Here is a 24,811-nt window from a genome sequence, read left to right as displayed (position 1 = left end):
GGGATGACCACCGATATAGTGTAGGCGCGGCAGGGGATGGAGGCTGAACATTACCCGTCCATCGCGCCGCTGCCCAGCCCGGGCGTGCCCGCCCGGCCCCGGCCCGCTAGAATTGCCGGCTCTGTTTTCGCTCCCACGGCACGCCCATGGCCCTGCACCTGTACAACACCCTGACCCGGCAGCTGGAGCGGTTCGCCCCGCTGGACCCGGCCGCCCCGACCATGTACGTGTGCGGCCCGACCGTCTACAACTACGTGCACATCGGCAACGCCCGCGGCCCGGTGGTGTTCGGGGTGCTCGCGGCCCTGCTGCGGCGCCGTTTCGGCGGCCTGCGCTACGCCCGCAACATCACCGACGTCGACGACAAGATCAACGCCGCGGCGCGCGACCAGGGCGTGCAGATCGCGGCCATCACCGACCGCTTCGCCGCCGCCTACCGCGAGGACATGGCCGCCCTGGGCGTGGCGCCGCCGGACATCGAGCCGGAAGCCACCGCCCACATCCCGCAGATCATCGCCATGATCGAGCGGCTAATCGAAGCCGGGCACGCCTATGCCGCCGAGGGCCACGTGCTGTTCGCGGTCGCCACCTTCGACGGCTACGGCAGACTGTCGCGGCGCGACCCGGACGAAATGCTGGCCGGCGCCCGCGTCGAAGTGGCCCCGTACAAGCGCGACGCCGGCGACTTCGTGCTGTGGAAGCCGTCCAGCGACGACCTGCCCGGCTGGGAATCGCCATGGGGCCGCGGCCGCCCGGGCTGGCACATCGAATGTTCGGCGATGGCCGCCGCCCACCTGGGCGACACCATCGACATCCACGCCGGCGGCGTGGACCTGCAGTTCCCGCACCACGAAAACGAGATCGCGCAGAGCGAATGCGCCCACGGCGGCCGCACCTTCGCCCGCTTCTGGCTGCACAACGGCATGCTCAACTTCGGCGGCGCCAAGATGAGCAAGTCGCTGGGCAACATCGAGCGGGTGCACGACCTGGTGCGCCAGCATCCGCCCGAGGCGCTGCGCTATGCGCTGCTGTCGGCTCACTACCGGCAGCCGCTGGACTGGTCCGACGCGCTGATCGAGCAGTCCGTGCGCACCCTGGACCGGCTGTACGGCACCCTGCGCGACCTGGCCGATGTCGACGCCACCGCCGTGATTCCGGCCGCAGTCGAGGCGGCGCTGGACGACGATCTCAACACGCCGCTGGCACTGGCCGAGGTGGCGCGCATCGCCAGCGAGGCACGCAAGGCGGAAGGCGTGGTCGAGAAGGCGCGCCTGAAGGGCGAACTGCTCGGCGCCGGGCTGGCGCTGGGGCTGCTGCAGCAGGCGCCGGCGGCATGGTTCGGGCGTGGCGCGGACGCCGGCGACGATGCCCGCATCCAGGCCCTGATCGACGCACGCATCGCCGCCAAGCAGGCGCGCGATTTCGCCCGCGCCGATGCCATCCGCGACCAGCTGGCCGCCGAGAACATCGTCCTGGAGGACACGCCGCAGGGCGTGCGCTGGAAACGTGGCTGAGCCATTGCCGTGAGCCGTGGCCGGGACAGGCGCGCACCGCCCCCTGCCCTGGCCCGCGTCCTTCTTCCCCCTCGTCCTCCCCTTCCTCCCGCCGTGGAAAGGGCCCATGGCAGGAACCCTGATGACCGACTCCCCCTTCCCGCTCGAAGCCACCGCCGCCGAAGCCCAGGCCGCGATCGCCGACGAATTCTCCTTCTTCGCTGACTGGTCCGAGCGCTACCAGTACCTGATCGACCTCGGCCGCAAGCTGCCCCCCTTCCCGGAGGCGTGGAAGACCGAGGAACACCGGCTGCACGGCTGCCAGTCGATGGTGTGGATCGTGCCCGAAGGCAACGCCGACCGGCTGGTGTTCCACGCGGTCAGCGACTCGGCCATCGTTTCCGGGTTGATCTATCTGGCGCTGCGCGTCTACTCCGGCCGCCCGGCGGCCGAGATCCTGGCCACCGAGCCGGACTACGTGGCCGCCATCGGCCTGGCCCGGCACCTGTCGCCGACCCGCAGCAACGGGCTGGCGGCGATGCTCTCCTTCATCCGCGACACCGCGCGGTCGCAAGCGCAGTGACCACCGGCAGTTCCGATGCCGGCCTGGGCGCGCTGCTGCGCCAGGCCGGCTTCGTGCACCTGCTGGCCTATCGCATCACCGCGATGCTGTCCTACCAGATCGTCGCGGTCACGGTGGGCTGGCATATCTACGAGATCACCCGCAACCCGTTCTCGCTGGGCCTGGTCGGGCTGGCCGAAGTGCTGCCCTATTTCTGCGTGGCGCCGTTCGCCGGCTACCTGGTGGACCATCTGCCACGGCGCCGCCTGGGCATGGTGGCCAGTCTCGGGCTGGTGGCCACCGCGGCCATCCTCTGCGCGGTCGCGCTGGGCGCAGTGCCATTCCAGGGCACGTGGCCGATCTACCTGGCCATCGCCCTGACCGGCATGGTCCGCGCCTTCCTGTCGCCGGTCTACAACGCGCTGTTCGCGCGCGTCCTGGCGCGCGATCAGTACGCGCGTGGCGCCGGCTTCGGCAGCGTGGTGTTCCAGGCCGGCATGGTGCTCGGCCCGGCGCTGGGCGGCGTGCTGGTCGGCTGGGGCGGCAAAGGGCTGGCCTACGCCGTGGCCGCGGCAATGGCAGTGCTGGCCGTGGCCGCATTGTCCCTGCTGCGGGCGCAGGAAGCGCCGCCGCCGGCCACCCGCGCGCCGATCTTCGCCAGCATCGCCGAAGGCGCACGCTTCGTGCTGTCCACCCCGGTGATGCTCGGCGCGATGGCGCTGGACATGTTCTCGGTGCTGCTGGGCGGCGTGGTGGCGATGCTGCCGGCCTTCATCCAGGAAATCCTGCACTACGGGCCGGAAGGGCTCGGCATCCTGCGCGCGGCGCCGGCGCTGGGCTCGGTCTGCGTGGGCCTGTGGCTGGCCCGGCATCCGCTGCACCGCAACGCCGGCCGCGTGCTGCTGTACGCGGTGGCCGGCTTCGGCCTGTGCGTGATCGGCTTCGGCCTGTCGCGCAGCTTCTGGCTGTCGGCGGCGATCCTGCTGTTCTACGGTGCGTTCGACGGCGTGTCGGTGGTGGTACGCTCGACCATCCTGCAGCTGGCCACGCCGGATGAGATGCGCGGGCGGGTATCGTCGATCAACGGCATCTTCATCAGTTCGTCCAATGAACTGGGCGCGTTCTACGCCGGCACCATGGCGCGGCTGCTGGGACTGGTGCCGGCGGTGGTGGTGGGTGGCTGCGCGGTGTTGGGCGTTGCGGGCCTCACCGCCTGGAAGAACCCGACGCTGCGGCGGTTGAACCTGCGCGACCTGCAATAGCCCGGGGCGGCGACGTGAGCACGCGCGACTGCCGCGCGCCGCTGCGGTGTACGCGCCGGCAACCGCCCACCTGCGGCGCGCGCGGACAGGGCAAACAAAAAGCCCCGCACGCGGCGGGGCTTTTGGTTGACGGCGGGGGGACCGGGAATCAGTCGCCCTGCTGCTTCTGCATGTGCTCCCAGCGCTCCTGGGCATCGATGGTGCGCTCGGCGGTGAGACGTGCTTCCAAGCGCTCCAGGCCGATTTCCTCGCCGGTGTCCACGCAGTAACCGTAGTCGCCCGACTCCAGCCGCTTGAGCGTGCTGTCGATCTTGCCGATCAGCTTGCGGTAGCGGTCGCGGGTACGCAGTTCCAGCGAATTCTCGGTCTCGCGGGTGGCCCGTTCGGCCTCGTCGCCGATGTCGCGTACTTCCTCGCGCAGGTTCTCGATGGTCTGCTTGGATTCCTCCACCAGGTCGGCGCGCCAGTCCTGCAGGCGCTGGCGGAAGTACTCCTGCTGCAGCGGGCTCATGTATTCCTCGTCCGCCGAGGGCTTGTAGCCTGCCGGCAGGATCGGGCGGCCGGTCGCCTCGTCGGTCTTGTACTCGACCACTTTGTGCTTGCTGCGCGGGGCCGGGGCGGCCGAGCGTGCGGTGACGGCAACGGCGACCTTGCCGACCGGACGGACGGCGGCGGGTGCGGCGGATTTGACGGCGGTCTTTGCGGGGGATTTCGAAACAGGCACGGGATTCTTGGATTGCGGGGCCTTGGCTGCCGGAGCCGGTGCCTTGGCCACCGGCGCGGGGGCCGGGGCGGGTACCGTCTTGGCGACTGCGGCCGGGACAGGCTTGGCCGGCACCGGCTTGGCAGCCGGCTTCGGTACGGACTTCACGATGGGTTTGCTGAGCGGGGACTTGGAGGCCTTGGCCGCGGTCTTGGCGGGGGTCTTGCCGGGCACCGGCTTGGCGGGCTGGGGGGCCTTGGCCAACGGGGCTGCCGCCTTCCTGGCCGGAGCCTTGCTGGCAGCCACCTTCTTCGCCGGGGCCTTGCTGGCGGCCACCTTCTTGCTGGCGGCCACCTTCTTGGCGGGGGCTTTCTTGACCACGGCCTTTTTGACCGCGACCTTCTTGGCGGGCGCTGCCTGCTTGGCCGGGGCCTTCTTGGCCACCACCTTCTTGGCAGGCGCCTTCTTCGCAGCCGGCTTGGCGGTCTTGGCGGCCGGTTTCTTGACTACCGGCTTGGACGCCGCCTTCTTGACTGCAGGTTTGGCGGTTTTCTTGGCGACCTTGACGGCCTTTTTTGCAGGTTTTTTAGCAGCCACGAAACGCTCTTCCTTGTTTCCCCCGGGGCCCGGGAAAGCGGGCCTTTATAGCCTACCCGACCAGCAGCGGCAACCGCGCCGACCGCCCCGACATGAACGGATGCCCGAGCCGCCCGGGAGCGCCACCGGCGGCATCGCCGGACCCTCCCGCACGGTTCGGAACGTGACCGGGCACGAGCGGCGTACCCGGTGGGCGCCAGGTGCTGGAGCCTGCCTGCCACCTGTCCGGCATCGTGCGACAAATCCTTGGGCAATGCCAGCTGGCTTATCATCGCGGGGTGATCGGCCGACTCCTCATTGCCCTGCTGCGCTTCTACAAGCGCTTCATCAGCCCCCTGCTGGGGCCGCGCTGCCGCTTTGTCCCCAGCTGCTCCGAATATTCGATGGACGCGATCCGCCTGCACGGCCCGCTGCGGGGCTGCTGGCTTACGCTGCGCCGGCTGGGCCGCTGCCATCCGCTGCACCCGGGCGGCTTCGACCCGGTCCCGGACAAGGCCCATCCCCCCTCTTGCCGCTGCACAGGAAAACACTGACATGTCCTCCACGCTCATCACCAATGCCCGCATGGTCAACGAAGGCCGCACCTTCGACGGCGACCTGCGCATCGAGGACGGCCGCATCGCCCGGATCGGCAGCGGGCTGGCGCCACGCGCCGGCGAGGAAGTGGTCGATGCCGGCGGCCGCTGGCTGCTGCCGGGCATGATCGATGACCAGGTGCATTTCCGCGAACCGGGCCTGACCCACAAGGGCGACATCGCCAGTGAATCGGCGGCGGCGGTGGCCGGTGGCCTGACCAGCTTCATGGACATGCCCAACACCAACCCGCCGACGCTGGATTCGACCATCCTGGAAGCCAAGTACGAGCTCGCGCGCGGCCGCGCCTGGGCCAACTACGGCTTCTACCACGGCGCCAGCAACGACAACCTCGAAGCGATCCGCGCGCTCGACCCGAAGAAGGCCCCCGGGGTGAAGGTGTTCATGGGTGCGTCCACCGGCAACATGCTGGTCGACGACCCGGACACGCTGGACGCGATCTTCCGCGAGTGCCCGACCCCGATCATCACGCACTGCGAAGACACGCCGATGATCGACGCCAACCTGAAGGCGTTCCAGGATAAGTACGGCGATGCGCTGACCGCGGAGATGCACCCGGACATCCGCTCGCGCGAAGCCTGCATCAAGTCGACCCGGCTGGCGATGTCGCTGGCACGCAGGCACGGCACCCGCCTGCACGTGCTGCACATCTCCACCGCCGATGAGCTGGCGTTGTTCGAGAAAGGCCCGCTGATCCGCGCCGACGGCAGCCGCAAGCAGATCACCGCCGAAACCTGCGTGCACTTCCTGCACTTCGCCCGCCCGGACTATGCGACCAAGGGCAACCTGATCAAGTGCAACCCGGCGATCAAGGACGTGGCCGACCGCGAGGCGATCATCGCCGCGCTGGCCGACGATGTACTCGACGTGCTGGCCACCGACCACGCCCCGCACACCTGGGAAGAGAAGCAGAAGCCCTACGCGCAGGCGCCGTCGGGCCTGCCGCTGGTGCAGTACGCGCTGGTCGCCGCGCTGGAGCGGGTGCACGAAGGCAAGCTGACCCGCGAGCAGGTGGTGCAGAAATTCGCCCATGCGCCGGCGCAGTTGTTCGACGTGGAAGAACGCGGCTTCCTGCGCGAGGGCTATTTCGCCGACCTGGTGCTGGTGGAGGACGTACCGTTCACGGTCAGGCGCGAGGACGTGCTGTCCAAGTGCGGCTGGTCGCCATTCGAAGGCACCACTTTCCGTTCGCGCATCGCCTCCACCTGGGTCAATGGCCAACGGGTGTGGGATGGTCGCAGGCTGGTGGGCCAGCCCGCCGGCCAGCGCATGACCTACGCCCGCTGATGCGTCGCTCGCTCCTGTGGGGCGCGCTGCTGCTCGCCGCGCCGCTGTCCCCTGCCCCGTCCGCGCTGGCCCAGGACGGCATCGCCGACCTGGTCGACAACCGCGTGGTGTTCCCGGCCAGCGCCTCGCAGGGCGCGCTGGTGATCGGCAAGGTGCCGGCCGGCAGCACGGTACGCTACGCCGGCCGCGACCTGCGGGTCAGTGGCTACGGCAGCGTGGTGTTCGGCATCGGCCGCGACGAGAAGGGTCCGCTGCAGGTGCAGGTGCGCCGCCCGGACGGCGGCAGCGAGACCGCGGCGATCGCGGTGACGCCGCGCGACTGGCCGCTGGAACGGGTCAACGGCGTGCCGCCGAAGACGGTGAACCCGCCGCCGGCCATCGCCGAGCGCATTGCCCGCGAACAGGCCCGGGTCACCGAGGCGCGCCAGCGCGACGACGACCGCACCGATTTCACCCAGACCTTCCAGTGGCCGCTGCAGGGGCGCATCAGCGGCCGCTTCGGCAACGCCCGCATCTACAACGGCCAGCCCGGCGCCGGGCACTCGGGGATGGATATCGCCGCGCCGACCGGCACTCCGGTGAAGGCACCGGCCGCGGGCATCGTCACCTTCGCCGACCCGGACCTGTACCTGACCGGCGGCACCCTGGTGCTGGACCACGGGTTCGGCATCAGCTCCAACTTCCTGCACCTGTCGCGCATCGACGTGAAGGTCGGCGAGCGCATCGCGCAGGGCCAGGTGATCGCCGCGGTCGGCACCACCGGGCGCGCGACGGGGCCGCACCTGCATTGGGGAATGAACTGGTTCGACACCCGCATCGACCCGCTGCTGGTGCTCGAGCGCGGCAAGTAGCCGTCCGCGCCCGGCACGCACGCGGGGCGCCCGGTTTCTCGTACCCCGCCATTCCCGTCACCCGAAGCGGTGCCCAGGCGTGGCGAACAGCCACCACGTTACTCCCGGGTCCGGGCCCGGGGCCGCCCTGTCGGCGGTTCCGGGCCCCGTGCGGCCGCGCCGTCGGGGCCGTGTCGGGTCCATGTCGGGGCCGTGTCCTCACCACGGCTGGGCGCCTGGCAGGATGATGGCGACAACCCGAGCCCACTGCCCCGAGGAATCTGCATGCACGCCAACGGCCCCCGACTTCGCGAACTGCGCATCGCCCGCCAGTGGTCGCAGGAACAACTGGCCGCGCTGAGTGGCCTGAACCTGCGCACCATCCAGCGCCTGGAATCGGGCGCGAAGATCTCCACCGAATCGCTGCGGGCCCTGGCCGCGGTGTTCGAAGTAGCGCCGGCGAGCCTGCTGCTGGGCGAGCCCGCGCCCAGCCAGCCGGCACTGCAGGCGATGCGCGAAGGCGTCCTGCGTGGGCTGGAGTTCAACGGCACCACGCCCCGCGCGGATTTCTGGTGGTTCGCACTGGCCGTGGCCATGCTGCTGGCCTTCGCCCGATTACTTGCCGAGGCTGTCGGCCCGCTGCCGCTGCAGCTGGCTGCGCTGCTGGTGCTGTTGCCGTGGCTGGCGGCCTGCACGCGGCGCCTGCGCGACGCTGGCTTCAATCCCTGGTGGCAGCTGATCAGCCTGGCGCCGGTGGCCGGCATTCTGGTGCTGCTCTACCTGCTCACCTATCCGACCCGGGCACCGGCGCCACTTGCGGCGCCGCCGGCCTGAGAGCGCCGCTTCCGGCGAGGGTTGTCGGCCCGTGCGCAGGCGCCGTGCAATCGACGGGCATCGCCCCCGGACGCCCCGGCGGGTCAGCCGCGCGCCGCCCACCAGCCACGCCACAGCAGCGCCGCCGGGCGCGGCTGGTAGGCGCCGCCACGGATGCGGGCCTGCAGGCGCCCGCGCGCCAGCGCGGCATACAGCCGGCGCGGTCGCGGCCCGGCGACCCGCGCCGGCCAGCGCGCCAGCAACGCCTGCTGCCAGGCGGCTTCGCCGCCCGCGGCAGCGGGCACCGCGGCCGCGCCCAGGTCCTGCACCCGCTGCGCCAGCAGTTGGGTCAGCACCGCATCGCCGGCGGCGGGCTGCAGCGGCGCATCGAACACCGCCGCCTCCACCGCCGCCACCGCAGCGGCGAAGCGCTGCAGCGCACCCCGCGCCTGCGCCGGGTCGGCCATGCATTCACGGGCCTCGACCAGGTCCGGCAAGGCCTCGGCCAGTTGTGCCCAGGGCGCCCGCACCGGTTCCAGCACCCGCCCCAGCGGATGCCGCGAGCGCTGCCCGGCCCAGCTGCGCAGTTCCTCGCCCCACCAGCCGAGCTTGGCATTGGCCGGCAACGGATCGCCGGCGATGTTGAGCATGTCGTCGAATTCCTGCAGCAGCGCGAACCACGCCAGCGTGCGGCGATGCAGCTCCGGTGCGACGAAACGGTCGACCAGCGACCATTCGGGCCAGCGCTCGCGCCACTTGTCCAGGAAACCGTCCAGCGAATCAGATCCAGTCATGCGCCTATTGTAAGAACCTGTCCGGGCGCCGTCTGCGGCTTTGCGCGGGCGCCGCACGGCAGGCTGCGCATCAGGCCGTGGCCGGCCGCCAGCGTGTTCCCGGCGAACGCGCGCCACGCGCCGGCACCGCGGGCGTGGCGCTGGTGCCACGCACGAAGGCCGCCGCCAGCCGCAGCGCGTCGTCGCCTTCCCGGTTGCCGCGCAGGGCACGCATCAACCGGGCCGGTGTGGCCCCGGTCCAGCCGACCAGCTCGCGGGTGGCGTGCGCCTGGTCGCTGTAACCGTGGCGCGCGGCCGCCGCGGCAATGTCCGCGTCCGCGGCATCCAGCGTGCGCAGCAGGGCCTGCAGCCGGCGCACGCGCGCGTATTCCTTCGGCGTCATGCCGACCGCGGCGAGAAACCGCGGCTGCAGGGTCCGCAGGCCGACTCCCAGCCGCTGCGCCAGCTCGGCGATGCGCAGGTCGCCGTCGGCCGCGTCGAGCAGGGCAACGGCGCGCACGATGAGCGCATCGGGCACGAACCCGGCCGCCCGTTCCCGCAGCAGCCGCCACAACGGTTGCGGCGACCGCGCGGCGACGTAGCCGCGCGCGGCCCCGGCGAAGCGCGCGGCGAACGCGGGATCGAGGGTGAACAGGTCGGGGGCCTGGTCACGCAACCCGGGCAGGCGCGCGCCGGCCACCAGCGAACTGCTCGCCGGCGTCAGCCGCACGCCGATGCAGAACACCGCACCGGCCGCCTGCAGCCGCACCGGGCCGCGCTGCTGGGCGGCAAAACAGAACGGCTGGTCGGCGCGGACCTGCCCGTCCGCGCCGTGGAAACGCAGCGGCACGCCCAGTTCGGCCAGCAGTTCGCAGCAGCCGTCCGGGTAGATCACCTGCACCTCGCCGTCCGGGGCGTCGTCGCGCAACACCCACAGGCAGCGCACGTGGCGCTGCAGGTCGGGCGGCGGCGGGTACTCGCGGTAGTCCATGCGCCATCGAACCCGGTGCTGCGCGTTTTTACAAGCGTGGCCGCCGCGGCCCGGCTAGCCTGCGGCCATCCATCGAGGAGGCGGGAACATGGCAAAGGCGGCAATCGTGCTGGGGGTGGGCATGGCATTGGCGGGCGGGACCGCCGTGGCCGGCGAGTTCGACTGGCTCGCGGGCCAATGGTGCGGCGGCAGCGCGGAACGGAAGATCGAGGAGGCCTGGCTGCCGGAAGCCGGCGGTGCACTGCTGGGCATGTCGCGCACGCTGCGCGGCGGCGCCACCGAATCGTTCGAATTCATGCGCCTGGTGCCTGCCGGCAGCGATGCGGGTTTCCATGTCCAGCCCAATGGCGTGGCGCCCACGGTGTTCGCCATCGCCGGCCACGGCGAGGGCTGGGTGGTGTTCGCGAACCCCGGACACGACTTCCCCCAGCGCATCGAGTACCGGCGCGACGGCACCGGGTTGCAGGCCTCCATCTCCGGACCGGGGCCAGACGGCAAGAGCCTGGAAATCCCGTTCGCGTACCGCCGCTGCGGCGGTTGAGGCGCCAGGCGCCGCGGCTTCAGCGCAGGCCGCGCGGCCACGGCCAGGCGGCCGGCTCCAGCAGCGCGGCCGGGGTCGGCGCCATCACGTCGGCCTGCCACAGCGCCGGGTCGTCGCCGTCCGGGCGGTAGCCCCACAGCGCGGCGACCGAGGGCATCGCGGCCGCGGATGCGGCCTGGATGTCGCGCGCGTCGTCGCCGACGTAGACGCAGTGCTGCGGCGCCCACCCGATCCGCTGCGCCGCCACCTGCAGCGGCAGCGGGTGCGGCTTGCGTTCGGCCAGGGTGTCGCCACCGATGAGTACCGCGCAGCGCTGTTCCCAGCCCAGCTGCGGCAGGATCAGCCGCGCCAGGTATTCGGGCTTGTTGGTGACGATGCCCCAGCGGCTGCCCGCCTGCTCCAGCGCATGCAACATGCTGGCGACGCCGTCGAACAGCCGCGCGTGGCGGCCGATCAGCGACTGGTAGACGTCCAGGAACTCGGGCACCAGCGCCTGTCGTTCGCTTTCGGCCATCTGCGGGAAGGCCACCGCCAGCATCGCCCGCGAGCCCTTGGACACCACCGGGCGCAGGCGCTCGGCGGCCAGCGCCTGCATGCCGCGCGCCTGGCGCATGGCATTGGCGGTGACCACGAAATCCGGCGCGGTGTCGAGCAGCGTGCCGTCCAGGTCGAACAGCACCACCGGCGGGAACGCGGGCACGGTCAGGCCTGCTCGGGCTTGACCGCGAAGGCCAGGTAGTTGATGTCGGTGCGCCGGCTCAGGCGCGCGCGGTTGCGCCACGGCTCGTAGGCCATGCCGCTGACGTCCTGCAGCTGCAGCCCGGACTGACGCAGCCAGGCGCCCAGCTCGGCCGGCTTGATGAATTCCTGGTAGTGGTGGGTGCCGCGCGGCAGCAGCCGGGCGATGTACTCGGCGCCGACCACCGCCACCGCGAACGCGGCCGGGGTGCGGTTGATCGTGGACAGGAACAGCTTGCCGCCGGGACGCAGCAGGCGCTGGCAGGCGGCGATGATCGCGCCCGGGTCCGGCACATGCTCGAGCATCTCCATGCAGGTCACCACGTCGAACGCTCCGGCCTGCTCGGCGGCCAGATCCTCGGCCGCCTGCACCCGGTAATCGACCTGCACCCCGGATTCCAGTCCGTGCAGGCGCGCGACCTTCACCAGCTCCGGCGCCAGGTCGATGGCAGTGACCTGCGCGCCCTCCTTCGCCAGCGCTTCGCTGAGCAGGCCGCCGCCGCAGCCGATGTCGAGCACCCGCGCGCCGCGCAGCGTGGCGCGCTCGGCCACGTACCGCAGCCGCACCGGGTTGAGCGCGTGCAGCGGCTTCTGCGGGCCGTCGGCGTCCCACCAGCGGTTGGCCAGCGCGGCGAACTTGTCCAGCTCGGCCTGATCGAAATTGTTGGACGTCGGTGCTGCGGTCATGTCGGAATCCTCGTGGAGCCGCCGCGCTCAGGCGCGGCTGGAACGGATGCGGTCGCGCCACTGGCGGGCATTGGCGGTAATCGCCGCCACGTCCATGCCGACCAGTTCGCGCTGCACCAGCTTGGGCTGGCCGGCGATCCACACGTCGCTGACCTGGTGGCGGCCGGCGGCATAGACCAGCTGCGACAGCACGTGGTGCAGCGGCTGGGTCTCCAGCGCCGACAGGTCCACGCACGCCAGGTCGGCCTGCTTGCCGACCTCGATCGAGCCGATCCTGTCACCGAACCCCAGCGCGCGCGCGCCGCCCAGGGTGGCCGCGCGCAGCGTGGTGGCCGCGTCCAGCGCGGTGGCGTCGTTGGCCACGGCCTTGGCCAGGATCGCCGCGGTGCGGTTCTCGCTGAACATGTCCAGGTCGTTGTTGCTGGCGCAGCCGTCGGTGCCGATGGCCAGGTTCACCCCCGCGCGCACCAGCGCGCAGGCCGGGCAGAAGCCCGAGGCCAGCTTCAGGTTCGATTCCGGGCAATGCACCACGTGCACGCCGCGTTCGGCGCACAGGTGGATCTCGGCGTCGGTGAGCTGGGTCATGTGCACCGCGATCAGGCGGTCGTTGACCAGCCCCAGCCGGTCCAGCCGTGCCAGCGGACGCTGGCCGTGCAGTTTCAGCGAATCGCTGATTTCCTGCGCGGTCTCGTGGGTATGCAGGTGCACCGGGATGTCGAGCTGGTCGGACAGCATCCGCACCCGCTCGAAGTTGGCGTCGTTGACCGTGTACGGCGCGTGTGGCGCGAACGCGGTGCCGATCAGTGGATCACCGCGCCACTGGTCGTGCAGTTCGCCGGCGCGGGCGAAGTATTCGTCGTCGCTCTTCGCCCAGGCGCTGGGGAAATCGATGATCACCGCGCCAACCAGCGCGCGGAAGCCGTGCTTCTTGTACACGGCGGCCTGCACGTCGGCGAAGAAGTAGTTCTCGTTGGCGCAGGTGGTGCCGCCGCGCAGCATCTCGGCGATGGCCAACGTGGTGCCGTCGGCGACGAACTCCGGGCCGATCACCGCGGCCTCCACCGGCCAGATGTGCTCGCGCAGCCAGGTCATCAGCGGCAGGTCGTCGGCGATCCCGCGCAGCAGGGTCATCGGGTTGTGGGTGTGGGCGTTGACCAGCCCCGGGATCAGCGCTGCCTGCGGCCGCGACACCACCTCGGCGGGCTGGAAGCGCGCGCGTGCCTCGGTGCGCGGCAGCACCGCCACGATCCGGCCACCGCTCACCGCCACCGCATGGTCTTCCAGCACCACCGCATGCGGCTCGACCGGCACCACGTAGCCGGCTTCGATCAGGAGGTCGCAGCGGGACGCCGCGGTTTCATGGATTGTCATTGCAAAGCTTCCTTCCGGGACCGGGCCTGCGGCGCGCGCTCAATCGCCACGGACGAGGATGCGCCGGCGGGCGAGCATGGACAGCGGGGAAATCAGCGCGAACACCAGCGCCGCCCATTTCCCCGGGACGAACACGCCCAGCGGGATGGCGCAGGAAAACACCAGCAGCGGGATCAGCCCGCGCACCAGCAGCAGGCGGGCCTGCGCCGGGCCGAGCCGCGCATGCAGGTCCTCCTGTGCCACCACCGTGCGCCGCAGCAGCCAGGAAAACAGCGAAATGCCGGTGAGCACCAGCGCGTAGACCACGAAATGTTCGGACACCTGGCGGGTCGCGAACGGCATCAGCACGACGAAGAACAGCTGCAGCAGGGCCAGCCACACCAGCCTGGCATTGACCCGTCGCACGTGTTTCCAGGTGAGCATGTGCCCGACCCAGAACAGCCCGGTCACGAAGAAGCTGATGACATAGGCCAGCAGCACGCTGAAGGTCTCGCCCCAGGCCTGGTCGGCGCCCACCCGTTCGATCAGTTCGCTGCCCGGCAGGCGCAGTTCGATCGCCAGCAGGGTGATGACGATGGCGAACACCGCATCGCAGAAGTTCACCACCCGCTCATGCGGAAACCGGTCCTCGCGGACCGGTTCCTCGACAGCCTGCTCGACGCCGGCGGGTTCGCGCATGGGCTTACTTGACGCGCGCGGAGTATTCGCCGGAGCGGGTATCGACGCGGATCACCTCGTCCTGGCCGACGAACAGCGGCACGCGCACCACCGCACCGGTCTCCAGGGTGGCCGGCTTGCCGCCGCCGCCGGAGGTATCGCCGCGCACGCCCGGGTCGGTCTCGGTGATCTTCAGTTCGACGAAGTTCGGCGGCTGCACCGCGATCGGCTCGCCGTTCCACAGGGTCACCACGCAGGATTCCTCGCCCTTGAGCCACTTCTCGGCGCCGCCCATGCCGGCCTTGGTCGCCTGCACCTGCTCGAAGGTTTCCGGGTCCATGAAATGCCAGTACTCGCCGTCGCTGTACATGTAGTTCATGTCGGTGTCGACGACGTCGGCCGCATCCAGCGAGTCGGTCGACTTCATGGTGATTTCCTGGGTACGGCCGTCCTTGATCAGGCGGTACTTCACGCGGGTGAACGCCTGGCCCTTGCCCGGCTTGACGTACTCGGTGTCGATGATGACAGCCGGTTGGTTGTTGACCAGGATTTTCATCCCGTTCTTCACGTCGTTCATGCCGTAGCTGGCCATGCTGGAACTCCTGATAAGTGGCAAAACCGGCGCGCGCCTGGCGGCCGGATTAGAATGGAACGCCCGCCATCGAAGGCGGGCATCTGTTTTTCTGGTCGCCCATGATAACCGCAGCCCTCGCCCCCGCTCCACAGGAATCCCCCGCCCCCCTGCCGGCCGGCCGCTGGCAGGCGCTCTGGCGGCAGGCGATCCGCGACCCGGCCGAACTGCTGGCCGGGCTCGGGCTGGACGCCGCCGACCTGGGCGTGTCGGCGCAGGCGCTGGCGCAGTTCCCGCTGCGGGTGCCGCGCGGCTTCGCCGCGCGCATGCGCCGCGGCGACCCGGCCGACCCGCTGCTGCGCCAGGTGCTGCCGGTCGACGCCGAGATGCGGGTGGTCCCCGGGTTCAGCTTCGACGCGGTCGGCGATGGCGCGGCCAAGAAGGCCACCGGGGTCATCCAGAAATACCGCGGGCGCGCCCTGCTGGTGGCCACCGGCAGCTGCGCGATCAACTGCCGCTATTGTTTCCGCCGCCATTTCGACTATGCGAGCGAAAATGCCGCCCGCGGCGGCTGGGAAGCGGCGCTGGCGGCCATTGCCGCCGACCCGACGATCGACGAAGTGATCCTGTCCGGCGGCGACCCGCTGTCGCTGGCCACCGCCAAGCTGGCGGAGCTGACCACGGCGCTGGCGGCGATCCCCCACATCCGCCGCCTGCGCATCCACAGCCGGCTGCCGGTAGTGCTGCCCGAACGGGTGGACGATGAACTGGTGCAGTGGCTGGCCGGCCTGCCCTGGCCGCTGGCTTTCGTGATCCATGCCAACCACGCCAACGAGTTCGACGCCGGCGTCGATGCCGCGCTCGCCCGCCTGCGCGGCGCCGGCGCGCAGCTGCTCAACCAGGCGGTGCTGCTGCGCGGGGTCAACGACGACCTGGATGCACTGGCCGCGCTGAGCGAGCGCAGCTTCGCCGCCGGCGTGCTGCCCTATTACCTGCACCAGCTGGACCGGGTGCAGGGCGTGGCCCATTTCGAGGTCGACGACGCCCGCGCACTTGAGCTGCACGCCGCGCTGCGGGCGCACCTGTCCGGCTACCTGGTGCCGAAACTGGTGCGCGAGATCGCCGGCGACAGCGGCAAGCGGCCGCTACACGCCGGGTAACGGCGGGGCTCGCCCCCGCCGGGGCTTTGTCGGTACGTCCCCGTGTGGGGCAAGCCCCACACCTACGTGGGTGGATCGCCGGCAATACGCACGAGGCCGCCACCTACGTCGTGGCGGCGGGGCTCGCCCCGTCCACGGGCCTTACCGGTACGTCCCCGTGTGGGGCAAGCCCCACACCTACGTGGGTGGGTCGCCGGCAATATGCATGAAGCCGCCACCTACGTCGTGGGGGCGAGGCTCGCCCCGCCCGGGGCTTTACCGGTACGTCCCCGTGTGGGGCAAGCCCCACACCTACGTGGGTGGATCGTCGGCAATACGCATGAAGCCGCCACCTACGTCGTTGGGGGCGGGGCTCGCCCCGCCTGGGGCTTTATCGGTACGTCTCCGTGTGGGGCAAGCCCCACACCTACGTGGGTGGATCGCCGGCAATATGCACGAGGCCGCCACCTACGTCGTGGGGGCGGGGCTCGCCCCCGCCCAGGCTTTATCGGTACGTCCGCGTGTGGGGCAAGCCCCACACCTACGTGGGTGGGTCGCCGGCAGTACACACGAAGCCGCCACCTACCTTGTAGGGGCGGGGCTCGCCCCGCCCGGGGCTTTCTCGGTATGTCCCGGTGTGGGGCAAGCCCCACACCTACGTGTGGCGCGACGGCCGATGTATCAGGCCGCCGGGCTCGGCGCGGCGTCCAGCAGCCGCACCAGGTCGTCCGAGTCCAGCGGACGCGCCAACCAGTAGCCCTGTACCAGGTCGCATCCGCGCTCGTTGAGCAGCTCGAACTGGGCCTGGTGCTCGATGCCTTCGGCGACCACGGTGATGCCCAGCGCGTGAGCCATGGCGATGATCGCGCTGGTCAGGGCCAGGTCGTCCGGGTCGCGCTGCAGGTCGGCGACGAAGCTCTTGTCGATCTTGACCCCGTCCACCGGCACCTGGCGCAGGTGGCTCAGCCCGGAGAAGCCGGTACCGAAGTCGTCCAGCCACACCTTGACCCCGGTGCGGTGCAGCTTCTCCAGCAGCGAGGCGGCCAGCATCTCGTCGCCGATCACCGCGGTTTCGGTCAGCTCCAGGTGCAGGCGCGAGGCGGCCAGCCCGGAGACATGCAGGCACTGCTCCACCGCCGCGGCCAGGTCGCCGCTGCGCAGTTGCCGCGGCGATACGTTGACCGAGACGAACAACTCCTCGCCGGCGCCGTTGCACGGCCACTGCCGCGCCCGCAGGCACGCGGCATGCAGCACCTTGGGCCCCAGCGTCTGGATCAGCCCGCTCTGCTCGGCGATGTCGATGAACATCGACGGCGGGATCGCGCCCAGCACCGGGTGCTGCCAGCGCAGCAGTGCCTCCACGCCGATCAGCATGCGGTCGGCGGTGCGGAAGATCGGCTGGTAGACCAGGTGCAGTTCGCCCCGCTCCCAGGCGCCGCGCAGCTCCTGCTCCAGGTGCAGGCGCCGCTCGACCGCATGGTCCAGCGCGCGGCTGTAGTAGCGGAAGCAGCTCTTGCCGGCCAGCTTGGCCTGGTACATGGCGATGTCGCCGTTCTTGAGCAGCCCGGTGGCGTCGGTGGCGTCCTCCGGGAACAGGGTGATGCCGATGGAGCTGCCCAGGAATATCTCCCGCCCCTGCACCTGCAGCGGCGAACCCAGGTCGGCCACCAACCGCTTGGCCAGGGACGTGGCCATGTTCTCCACCCGGCCCGCCTCGTTGCCGATCAGGATCACGAACTCGTCGCCGCCGAAGCGCGCCAGCAGCGCATCGTCGTCACCATCCTGCTGCACCGCCGCGGCGATGCGCTGGGCGAACTGCAGCAGCGCCTCGTCGCCGGCCTCGTGGCCGAGGGTGTCGTTGACCCGCTTGAACTCGTCGATGTCGATGAACAGCAGCGCCAGCCCCTGGCCCGAGGCCCGCGCGCCCAGCAACCGGTGGTCCAGCGCCTCGCGGAACGCCAGGCGGTTGGTCAGGCCGGTGAGCGAGTCGGTATAGGCCATCTGCCGCACTTCGCGGTCGTGACGGGCGATGCTCTGGCCCATCCGCCCGAAGGTGCGCAGCAGTTCGCCGATCTCGTCGCCGCGGCGGGTGTCCTGCTGCTCGATCTGGTAGTCGCCCGCCTCGATCCGGCGCGCGGTCGCGCCGAGCCAGCGCACCGGCTGCACCAGCGTGCGCTGCACGTACAGCGCCACCAGGCACGCCAGCCCGACCAGCGCCACCATCATCAGCATCACCCAGGCCAGCTGGCGGCGGTTGGCCAGCCCCATGCGCTGCTCCAGCGCGGCCTTGGCCTCGGCCTCCTGCGCCCGTACCGGGGCCAGGTCCATGCCCAGCCGCAGCCCGCCGATGCGCTGCTCGCCGATGCGCAGCGGCAGGTCCACCTCCAGCACCATCGGCGACTCCTGCATCCGCAGCTGCTGGGCGTTGATCGCGCCCTGCGCCAGCGGGTCCTGCATCTGCCGGCCGTAGCCGGCGACCTCGACCGAGCCGTCGTGGATCAGCCGGCCCTCGGCGTCATGTACCAGCACGTAGCTGACCGACTTCTGGCTGGCGGTACTGCGCACCAGCGCGCCGATCGCGTCCAGGTCGGAGAAGTACAGCGGGTTGACCAGCGCGTCGGCCAGCGAGGTCGCCAGCGACGTCCCCTGCTCGCGCACGCTGTCGTCGAACACCTGGCTGACCACGCTGCTGCTGGCCTGCAGCAGTTCGCGCTGGGCCGCCGCCTGCCGCGCCAGCAGCACCGCGACGATCGCGATCACCACCAGCACCGCAGCGGCGGCCACGCACAGGAAGCGGGCCTGCAGCCCGAAGCGCGGCCGCTTCATTCGACCTCCATGCGTACCCGCGCCAGGCCGGCGCGCAAGCGGTCGAGCGCGCGCTGGCTGGCCGGGTCCAGGCGGTGGAACGCCGAGGTACCGAAGAACTTGCGCAGCGCCGGGCCGGCCGCCGGGTCGCTGCTGGCCTCCAGCAGCACTTCCTGCAACCGCCTGCGCACCGCCGGATCCATGCCCGGCCGCACCATTTCCACCGCGCGCGGCACGTCCTGGGTCTCGTACAGCACGCGCATGTCGCGCCGGAACACCGCCGGCACCCGGCGCTCGTCGAGCCAGTCGATATTGCTGACCACCCCGGCATCGACCACGCGCTTGTGCACGAAGGTGGAGATGTTCAGCTCCGACCGCGCGAACACGTAGCCCACGGTGTCGGCGGTGGGGGTGTCCTGCGGGGTCAGCAGGATTTCCGGGCGCACCCCGTGGGCCAGCAGCTCCATCACCGGCACCAGGTAGGAACTGGTGGACCACGCGCTCTGCATCGCCAGCGAGCGCCCCTTCAGTTCGTCCAGGGTGTTGATCGGGCTGTCGCGGCGGACGAAGAACACACTATGGTAGGCGGCCACGCCGCCGCGCTCGGTCAGCAGCAGCGGCTCGGCGCCGCTGCGCTGGCGCAGCGCCATGGCGGTCCCGGAAGTCTCCGTCACCCAGTCCACCCGCCCCCGCCGCAGGTAACTGGCCATCTGCTGCATGTCCTTGGCCATCAGGATGCGGCCCTCGACGATCCCCACGTCGCGCATCCTTGGAATCACGTAGTCCAGCAGGGGCTTGAGCTGTTCGTAATGCGACTTCGGATCATCGCTCAGACGCCCCAGCACCAGCACCGAACGCTCCGCTGCCGACGCCATGGCGGGCACCGCCACGGACAACACCAGCGCGGCTCCCCAGAGCCATCTTGAAACACGCAAACCGGCGCTCCCCCAAGAGTGTGCGCACAGACTATCCGAAAAAAACCCGAATGACGGATGTCTCAGTTCTGGCGCGCGTTGGCCAGCCGCGCCATGCGCTGGGCGTCGGACAGTATGCCGCGCAGCAGCCGGACCTCCTGCTCGGACAGGTCGGCCTTCATGAACAGGCGGCGCAGCTTGCGCATGGCCGATTCCGGGGCACGGCCCTTGTGGAAATCGATCTGGTCCAGGGTATCGCCGAGCTGCCCGAACAACCCCTCCAGCTGGGCGTGGCTGGCCGGCGCCTCGCCGTACCCCGGCTCCGGCGGCGGGGCGGCCTGCCCTTCCAGCTGCGCCATGCGCACCTCGTAGGCCAGTACCTGGACCGCCGCGGCCAGGTTCAAGGAGCTGAACTCCGGATCGGAGGGGATGTGCACGGCGGCGTGGCACAGCTGCAGTTCGTCGTTGCTCAGGCCGGTACGCTCGCGCCCGAACACGAACGCCACCTCCGCCGGTTCGGCCGCCCGCGCCACGGCGCGCTGGCCGGCCACCTCCGGCAGCAACTCCTCCAACTGCACCCGGCGCGCGCGCGCGGTGCAGCCCAGCACCAGCCGGCAATCGGCCACCGCGTCGGCCAGGGTGGCGAACACCGGGGCATCGCCCAGTACGTCCTCGGCGCCGGCCGAGCGGCGGAAAGCGACCTCGTCCAGCGGCTGCTCCGGGGCCACCAGCACCAGCCGCGACAGCCCCATGGTCTTCATCGCCCGCGCCGCCGCGCCGATGTTGCCGGGATGCTGGGTGCCGACGAGGACGAAACGGATATGGGCGGAAGCGGACATGGCGAAAAAAGTCAGGAGCGGGACAGCCGCAGATGGTAAACTGCGCGGCCGGCCCGTGCGCCGGGACCGCTCTTTTCCTCCGCCAGTCCGACCCATTCGCCTTCACGGGAGCCCTTCGCCATGCAGAAACCCGCCGTCACCGTCATGGTCAAGGCCGCACGCCTCGCCGGCAACGTCCTGTTGCGCAACATCAACAAGCTCGAAGCGCTGAACGTGGTGCAGAAGGGCCGGATGGACTACGCCAGCGAAGTCGATGGCGACGCCGAGAAGGTGATCGTCAAGGAACTCAAGCGCGCCTACCCGGACTACGGCATCTACGGCGAGGAAGGCGGCCTGCAGGGCAACGGCCGGCAGATGTGGGTCATCGACCCGCTGGACGGCACCAGCAACTACCTGCGCGGCTTCCCCCACTACTGCGTGTCGATCGCCCTGGTCGAGAATGGCGAACCCACCGACGCGGTGATCTTCGACCCGCTGCGCAACGAACTGTTCACCGCCTCCAAGGGCGCCGGCGCGGTGCTCAACGACCGCCGCATCCGCGTGGCCGAGCGCAAGGACCTCGACGGCACCATGATCCACACCGGCTTCGCCCCGCGCGAGCGCACCCGTGCCGGCAGCCAGCTCAAGACCGTGGATACCCTGCTGGTGCAGGCCGAGGACATCCGCCGTACCGGTTCGGCGGCGCTGGACCTGGCCTACGTGGCCTGCGGCCGTGCCGACGCCTACTTCGAGGCCGGGGTGAAGGCGTGGGACATCGCCGCCGGCGTGCTGCTGGTGCGCGAGGCCGGCGGCAAGGTCTGCAATTACCGCGGCGCCACCCTGGCGCGCATGGACGACAAGGGCCCGGAAACCCAGCAGGTGGTGGCCGGCAACCTGAAGGTGTGCGAGGCGCTGCAGAAGGTGATCGTCAACACCGGCCACGCTGCCGAGTTCGATCCGAAGTTCTGATCCGCCTTTCCCGCGATCCCGGACGGCGCCTGCGAGGGCGCCGTTTCTGTTTCTGGCGTGGCGCCCGCCGCGGCAGCCGCGAACTGGCGGCCCGCGCGGCTGCGCCCCCATTCAATGTCACCAGATGAAGGCTTTGGCTTTGGCTTTGGCTGTTGCTGGTGCTGGTGCCGGTGCTGGTGCTTTTGCTTTTGACTTCCGGGTCCCCTTCCGCAGCGACGGAGCCGACGGGAAAAACCCGAAGGGCGACGCGCATGGACGCGCGTCGTTTTTCGACGAGACATGGATGTCTCGTCGAAAAATCCCGCCGGCGCAGTGGACCCAGCCCGCGCAGCGGGCTGGGCGCGTAGGCAGGGCGTGCTTTCTTTGGGCCACGTTTCTTTGCACGAGCAAAGAAGAGCTCTTCAACAGCCGAATGGCTGGTCAAGGTGGCTCGCGCCCCGAAGGGGAGCGAAAGCCTTTGATCCTGTTCCCGCCCTTGCTCTGGCTTCTCCTAAATGGTTGTGCCAAAGCGATAGGCAAAGGGCCAAGGCAGAGACCAAGCATGAAAGCCGAAGATTGAAAGCAGAGCTTTCGCCCCTGCTTCGCAGGAGCGAGTTACTTCTCTTTGCTCGTGCAAAGAGAAGTAACCAAGAGAAAGCACGCCCTGCCTACGCGCCCACGGCACTGCGTGCCGCGGGTCCACTCCGCCGGTGGGATTTTTCTACGCGACATCCCTGTCGCGTAGAAAAACGACGCGCGTCCCTGCACGCCGCCCTTCGGGTTTTTCCCGTCGGCTCCGTCGCTGCGGAAGGGGATCTGAAGTCAAAAGCGCAGGAGCCAAGGCACAAGCAAGAGCGAGAGCGTGAGCGGAAACGCTGCTCCAATGAAAAACGCCCGGCATCCGCCAGGCGTCCTTGGGGTACCGCGGGTTGTCGAACCGGTTACGCCACCGTCGAAGAACGCAGCGCGGCGATGCGCTCCTCCAGCGGCGGATGGCTCAGGAACAGCTTCTTCGCCGTCGACCCGGCGATGCCGAACGCCGCGATCTGGGTCGGCAGCGTGCTCTGGCCGTGGTTGAGCTTCAACCGCTCCAGCGCGGCGATCATCTTCTGGCGGCCGGCCAGGCTGGCGCCACCGGCGTCGGCGCGGAACTCGCGGCGGCGCGAGAACCACATCGCGATCATCGTCGCGAACAGGCCGAACACCATCTCCAGCACGAACACGATGATGTAGTAGGCGAAACCACGGCCGCCGTCGCGGTTGCCCGACAGCGCGCTGTCGATGATGCCGCCGACCACGCGCGCCAGCACGATCACGAAGGTGTTGAGCACGCCCTGCAGCAGCGCCATGGTGATCATGTCGCCGTTGGCGACGTGCGCGATCTCATGCCCCAGCACCGCTTCGGCCTCGTCCTCGCTCATGTTGTGCAGCAGGCCGGTGGACACCGCCACCAGCGCGTTGTTGCGGTTGGCGCCGGTGGCGAAGGCGTTGATCTCGGGGCCGTCGTACACCGCCACCTCCGGCATGCCGATGCCGGCCGCCTTGGCCTGCCGCGCCACGGTGTCCAGCAGCCAGCGCTCGGTCGCGTTGCGCGGCTCGGTGATCACCACCGCGCCGGTGCCGCGCTTGGCCATGAACTTGGACAGCAGCAGGGAGATGATGGAGCCGCCGAAGCCGAAGATCGCGGCCATGACCAGCAGGCCGCTCATCTGCGCCGGGTTGACGCGCAGCACCGACATCACGATGCCTGCGAGGACCAGCACGGCAAGGTTGGTCAACAGGAACAGGCCAATACGGGTAAACATGCGGAAGGATCCGGTTGGGGTTGGATGAACGCGCTAAATCTGCGGTGCGGACAGGTTGAATTCAAGCGCGATTCTGACCGACGATTCAGCTTCGATGTACACCTCCCCCTACCGCGGCCGCTTCGCCCCCTCGCCCACCGGGCCCCTGCACCTGGGGTCGCTGCTGGCCGCCTTCGGCAGCTGGCTGCTGGCGCGGCAGGCCGGCGGCCGCTGGCTGGTGCGCATCGAGGACGTGGACCCGCCACGCGAGGTGGCCGGTGCCGCCGCATCGCAGCTGGCGACGCTGGCCGCGTTCGGCCTGCAGCCGGACGAACCGGTGCAGTACCAGAGTCGCCGCCACGGCCTTTACCGCGCCGCCCTCGAACGCCTGCTGGCCGATGGCAAAGCCTTCCCCTGCCACTGCAGCCGCAGCGACCTGGCCGGCCAGCAGGGCGTGCATCGCCACTGTGTCGCCGGCCGCCAGCGGCCGCACCCGGCGATCCGCCTGCGGGTGGCCGACGACAGCCTCGTCGGCTTCGATGACGCGCTCCAGGGGCGCTTCGAACAATGGGTGGATCGCACGGTCGGCGATGTCGTGCTGCTGCGTGCGGACGGTTGCTGGGCCTACCAGCTGGCGGTGGTGGTGGACGACGCCGCGCAGGGCATCACCGACGTGGTGCGCGGCGCCGACCTGCTCGACTCCACGCCGCGCCAGATCCTGCTGCAACGGGCGCTGGGCCTGCCCACGCCGCGCTACCTGCACCTGCCGCTGCTGCTCGACGCGCACGGCGCCAAGCTGTCCAAGTCGCTGGCCGCGCGGCCGGTGGAGGCCGCCGACCCGGTGCCGACGCTGCGCTGGCTGTGGGCCGCGCTCGGCCAGGAGCCCGCCGAACTGACGGGCATCGACGCGCTGCCGGCGCTGCTGCAGCGCGCGGTGGCCGCGTTCCAGCCGGGCCGGCTGCGCCGCGATCCCATCCCCGCCTCGCCGCCGTTGCCGTGATCGCGCCCGGTTCACATAGAATCGAAGGTTCCCCAGCGCCTGCGCCTGGAGCGCACCCCATGACGACATCCCGTATTGCACTGGTCACCGGCGGCACCGGCGGTATCGGCACCGCGATCTGCCAGCGCCTGGCCGACCAGGGCCATCGTGTCGCCACCAATTTCCGCAACGCCGACAAGGCCGCGCTGTGGCAGGAGCGGATGCGCGCCCGCGGCTACGACATCGCCCTGTTCCGCGGCGACGTCTCCAGCCCCGACGGCGGCCGCGAACTGGTGCAGGCGGTCGAGGCCGGCATGGGACCGGTGGAGATCCTGGTCAACAACGCCGGCATCACCCGCGACACCACCTTCCACCGCATGAGCGCGGAGCAGTGGCACGAGGTGATCAACACCAACCTCAACTCGGTGTTCAACGTGACCCGCCCGGTCATCGAAGGCATGCGCCGGCGTGGCTGGGGCCGGGTGATCCAGATCAGCTCGATCAACGGCCTCAAGGGCCAGTACGGCCAGGCCAACTACGCCGCGGCCAAGGCCGGCATGCACGGTTTCACCATCTCCCTGGCACGCGAGAACGCCGGCTTCGGCATCACCGTCAACACCATTTCCCCGGGCTATGTCGCCACCGACATGGTGATGGCGGTGCCGGAGGAAGTACGCGCCAAGATCATTGCCGACATCCCCACTGGGCGCCTCGGCAAGCCCGAGGAGATCGCCTACGCGGTGGCCTTCCTGGTGGCCGAGGAAGCCGCCTGGATCACCGGCTCCAACCTGGACATCAACGGCGGCCACCACATGGGCTGGTGAGCCCGCCGCGCCCGCCACGGCCCGGCCGGCGGCCCATGCTGCGCAGCATCGCAGCGATGCTGCACGCCGCCGCGGACGCTCCCCGGGGCATGCCCCCCCCTGTACTTTTAGCGGTTGCAAGGCCTGTTGC

The 24,811-nt window shown here is 70.2% G+C and carries 24 protein-coding genes; 12 read left to right on the top strand and 12 right to left on the bottom strand.

All coding sequences use genetic code 11. The features are described from left to right. Positions 1-146 precede the first annotated feature (146 nt). From cysS to MKP15_RS10280, 3 genes are all read left to right on the top strand, one after another. Complete coding sequence (gene cysS, locus MKP15_RS10290; protein ID WP_240212642.1) at positions 147-1,514, top strand: cysteine--tRNA ligase; 1,368 nt, start codon at positions 147-149, stop codon at positions 1,512-1,514. Between the two features lie 121 nt (positions 1,515-1,635). Continuing rightward, entirely contained in the window at positions 1,636-2,076 is a 441-nt protein-coding gene (locus MKP15_RS10285) for a SufE family protein (protein ID WP_240212641.1), read from the top strand. Positions 2,077-2,099: 23 nt separating this feature from the next. Further along, a complete protein-coding gene (locus tag MKP15_RS10280; RefSeq protein ID WP_240212797.1) occupies positions 2,100-3,317 on the top strand; it encodes an MFS transporter in 1,218 nt (405 codons plus the stop codon). A gap of 148 nt (positions 3,318-3,465) precedes the next feature. On the opposite strand, the gene dksA is transcribed toward MKP15_RS10280, so the two are convergent. Next, a complete protein-coding gene (gene dksA, locus MKP15_RS10275) occupies positions 3,466-4,617 on the bottom strand; it encodes an RNA polymerase-binding protein DksA (protein WP_240212640.1) in 1,152 nt (383 codons plus the stop codon). A gap of 260 nt (positions 4,618-4,877) precedes the next feature. On the opposite strand from dksA, the gene yidD reads away from it, so the two are divergent. The 4 genes from yidD (at position 4,878) to MKP15_RS10255 (ending at position 8,162) form a co-directional block, all read left to right on the top strand. Next, positions 4,878-5,150: a membrane protein insertion efficiency factor YidD gene (gene yidD / locus MKP15_RS10270; protein ID WP_202626443.1), complete on the top strand. Its 273-nt coding sequence runs from the start codon at positions 4,878-4,880 to the stop codon at positions 5,148-5,150. Position 5,151: 1 nt separating this feature from the next. Further along, on the top strand, positions 5,152-6,498 hold the full coding sequence (locus MKP15_RS10265; RefSeq protein WP_240212639.1) for a dihydroorotase: 1,347 nt from the start codon (positions 5,152-5,154) through the stop codon (positions 6,496-6,498). Continuing rightward, the gene (locus MKP15_RS10260; RefSeq protein WP_240212638.1) at positions 6,498-7,349 is read left to right on the top strand and encodes a M23 family metallopeptidase; all 852 of its coding nucleotides are present in this window, start codon (positions 6,498-6,500) and stop codon (positions 7,347-7,349) included. Before MKP15_RS10265 ends, MKP15_RS10260 begins: the two co-directional genes overlap by 1 nt. A gap of 264 nt (positions 7,350-7,613) precedes the next feature. Continuing rightward, positions 7,614-8,162 (top strand): DUF805 domain-containing protein, encoded by a 549-nt coding sequence (locus MKP15_RS10255; RefSeq protein ID WP_161614775.1) that lies wholly within the window; start codon positions 7,614-7,616, stop codon positions 8,160-8,162. Between the two features lie 83 nt (positions 8,163-8,245). Here the strand turns inward: MKP15_RS10255 and MKP15_RS10250 are convergent, their stop codons facing one another. Continuing rightward, positions 8,246-8,935, bottom strand: a complete 690-nt coding sequence (locus MKP15_RS10250) for a phytoene/squalene synthase family protein (RefSeq protein ID WP_240212637.1) — start codon at positions 8,933-8,935, stop codon at positions 8,246-8,248. Positions 8,936-9,005: 70 nt separating this feature from the next. Next, positions 9,006-9,905, bottom strand: a complete 900-nt coding sequence (locus MKP15_RS10245; RefSeq protein WP_240212636.1) for an AraC family transcriptional regulator — start codon at positions 9,903-9,905, stop codon at positions 9,006-9,008. A gap of 88 nt (positions 9,906-9,993) precedes the next feature. Here MKP15_RS10245 and MKP15_RS10240 point away from each other — a divergent pair, with 88 nt between their 5' ends. Next, positions 9,994-10,446, top strand: a complete 453-nt coding sequence (locus MKP15_RS10240) for a DUF6265 family protein (protein ID WP_240212635.1) — start codon at positions 9,994-9,996, stop codon at positions 10,444-10,446. 19 nt (positions 10,447-10,465) lie between these two features. Here the strand turns inward: MKP15_RS10240 and MKP15_RS10235 are convergent, their stop codons facing one another. From MKP15_RS10235 to efp, 5 genes are read right to left on the bottom strand one after another with little or no spacing between them, the layout of a single operon-like run. Continuing rightward, on the bottom strand, positions 10,466-11,152 hold the full coding sequence (locus MKP15_RS10235; protein ID WP_240212796.1) for a phosphoglycolate phosphatase: 687 nt from the start codon (positions 11,150-11,152) through the stop codon (positions 10,466-10,468). Then, positions 11,149-11,871, bottom strand: a complete 723-nt coding sequence (gene ubiG, locus MKP15_RS10230; RefSeq protein ID WP_104938610.1) for a bifunctional 2-polyprenyl-6-hydroxyphenol methylase/3-demethylubiquinol 3-O-methyltransferase UbiG — start codon at positions 11,869-11,871, stop codon at positions 11,149-11,151. Before ubiG ends, MKP15_RS10235 begins: the two co-directional genes overlap by 4 nt. Positions 11,872-11,898: 27 nt before the next feature. Beyond that, positions 11,899-13,242: a TRZ/ATZ family hydrolase gene (locus tag MKP15_RS10225; protein WP_240212634.1), complete on the bottom strand. Its 1,344-nt coding sequence runs from the start codon at positions 13,240-13,242 to the stop codon at positions 11,899-11,901. A 39-nt stretch (positions 13,243-13,281) separates the two neighbouring features. Next, the gene (locus tag MKP15_RS10220; RefSeq protein ID WP_240212633.1) at positions 13,282-13,920 is read right to left on the bottom strand and encodes a TMEM175 family protein; all 639 of its coding nucleotides are present in this window, start codon (positions 13,918-13,920) and stop codon (positions 13,282-13,284) included. A 4-nt stretch (positions 13,921-13,924) separates the two neighbouring features. Beyond that, on the bottom strand, positions 13,925-14,491 hold the full coding sequence (gene efp, locus MKP15_RS10215) for an elongation factor P (protein WP_054665025.1): 567 nt from the start codon (positions 14,489-14,491) through the stop codon (positions 13,925-13,927). Between the two features lie 101 nt (positions 14,492-14,592). Between efp and epmB the strand changes: the two genes are divergently transcribed. Next, positions 14,593-15,630, top strand: coding sequence for an EF-P beta-lysylation protein EpmB (epmB, locus tag MKP15_RS10210; RefSeq protein ID WP_240212632.1), 1,038 nt, complete (start codon positions 14,593-14,595; stop codon positions 15,628-15,630). 660 nt (positions 15,631-16,290) lie between these two features. Here the strand turns inward: epmB and MKP15_RS10205 are convergent. From MKP15_RS10205 to MKP15_RS10195, 3 genes are all read right to left on the bottom strand, one after another. Further along, a complete protein-coding gene (locus MKP15_RS10205) occupies positions 16,291-18,435 on the bottom strand; it encodes an EAL domain-containing protein (protein ID WP_240212631.1) in 2,145 nt (714 codons plus the stop codon). Next, positions 18,432-19,289, bottom strand: coding sequence for a phosphate/phosphite/phosphonate ABC transporter substrate-binding protein (locus MKP15_RS10200; protein ID WP_240212630.1), 858 nt, complete (start codon positions 19,287-19,289; stop codon positions 18,432-18,434). The genes MKP15_RS10205 and MKP15_RS10200 overlap by 4 nt, the downstream gene beginning before the upstream one ends. A 122-nt stretch (positions 19,290-19,411) precedes the next feature. Further along, positions 19,412-20,167 carry an RNA methyltransferase gene (locus tag MKP15_RS10195; RefSeq protein WP_240212629.1) on the bottom strand — a complete coding sequence of 252 codons (756 nt, stop codon included), beginning with the start codon at positions 20,165-20,167 and terminating at the stop codon, positions 19,412-19,414. Between the two features lie 120 nt (positions 20,168-20,287). On the opposite strand from MKP15_RS10195, the gene MKP15_RS10190 reads away from it, so the two are divergent. Beyond that, complete coding sequence (locus MKP15_RS10190) at positions 20,288-21,115, top strand: inositol monophosphatase family protein (protein ID WP_104938605.1); 828 nt, start codon at positions 20,288-20,290, stop codon at positions 21,113-21,115. 920 nt (positions 21,116-22,035) lie between these two features. On the opposite strand, the gene htpX is transcribed toward MKP15_RS10190, so the two are convergent. Continuing rightward, positions 22,036-22,899 carry a protease HtpX gene (htpX, locus tag MKP15_RS10185; protein ID WP_104938604.1) on the bottom strand — a complete coding sequence of 288 codons (864 nt, stop codon included), beginning with the start codon at positions 22,897-22,899 and terminating at the stop codon, positions 22,036-22,038. Between the two features lie 94 nt (positions 22,900-22,993). Here htpX and gluQRS point away from each other — a divergent pair, with 94 nt between their 5' ends. Together gluQRS and MKP15_RS10175 are read left to right on the top strand one after the other, a co-directional pair. Beyond that, positions 22,994-23,878 (top strand): tRNA glutamyl-Q(34) synthetase GluQRS, encoded by an 885-nt coding sequence (gluQRS, locus tag MKP15_RS10180; RefSeq protein WP_240212628.1) that lies wholly within the window; start codon positions 22,994-22,996, stop codon positions 23,876-23,878. 59 nt (positions 23,879-23,937) lie between these two features. Then, positions 23,938-24,681 carry a beta-ketoacyl-ACP reductase gene (locus MKP15_RS10175; protein ID WP_104938602.1) on the top strand — a complete coding sequence of 248 codons (744 nt, stop codon included), beginning with the start codon at positions 23,938-23,940 and terminating at the stop codon, positions 24,679-24,681. Positions 24,682-24,811: the final 130 nt, after the last annotated feature.

Origin of the sequence: Stenotrophomonas sp. Y6 (assembly GCF_022436665.1) — a bacterium.
Classification (GTDB): Bacteria; Pseudomonadota; Gammaproteobacteria; order Xanthomonadales; family Xanthomonadaceae; genus Stenotrophomonas; species Stenotrophomonas acidaminiphila_A.
Note: the sequence above shows the minus strand (reverse complement) of the source record. Positions and strands in the feature narration are given on the sequence as shown.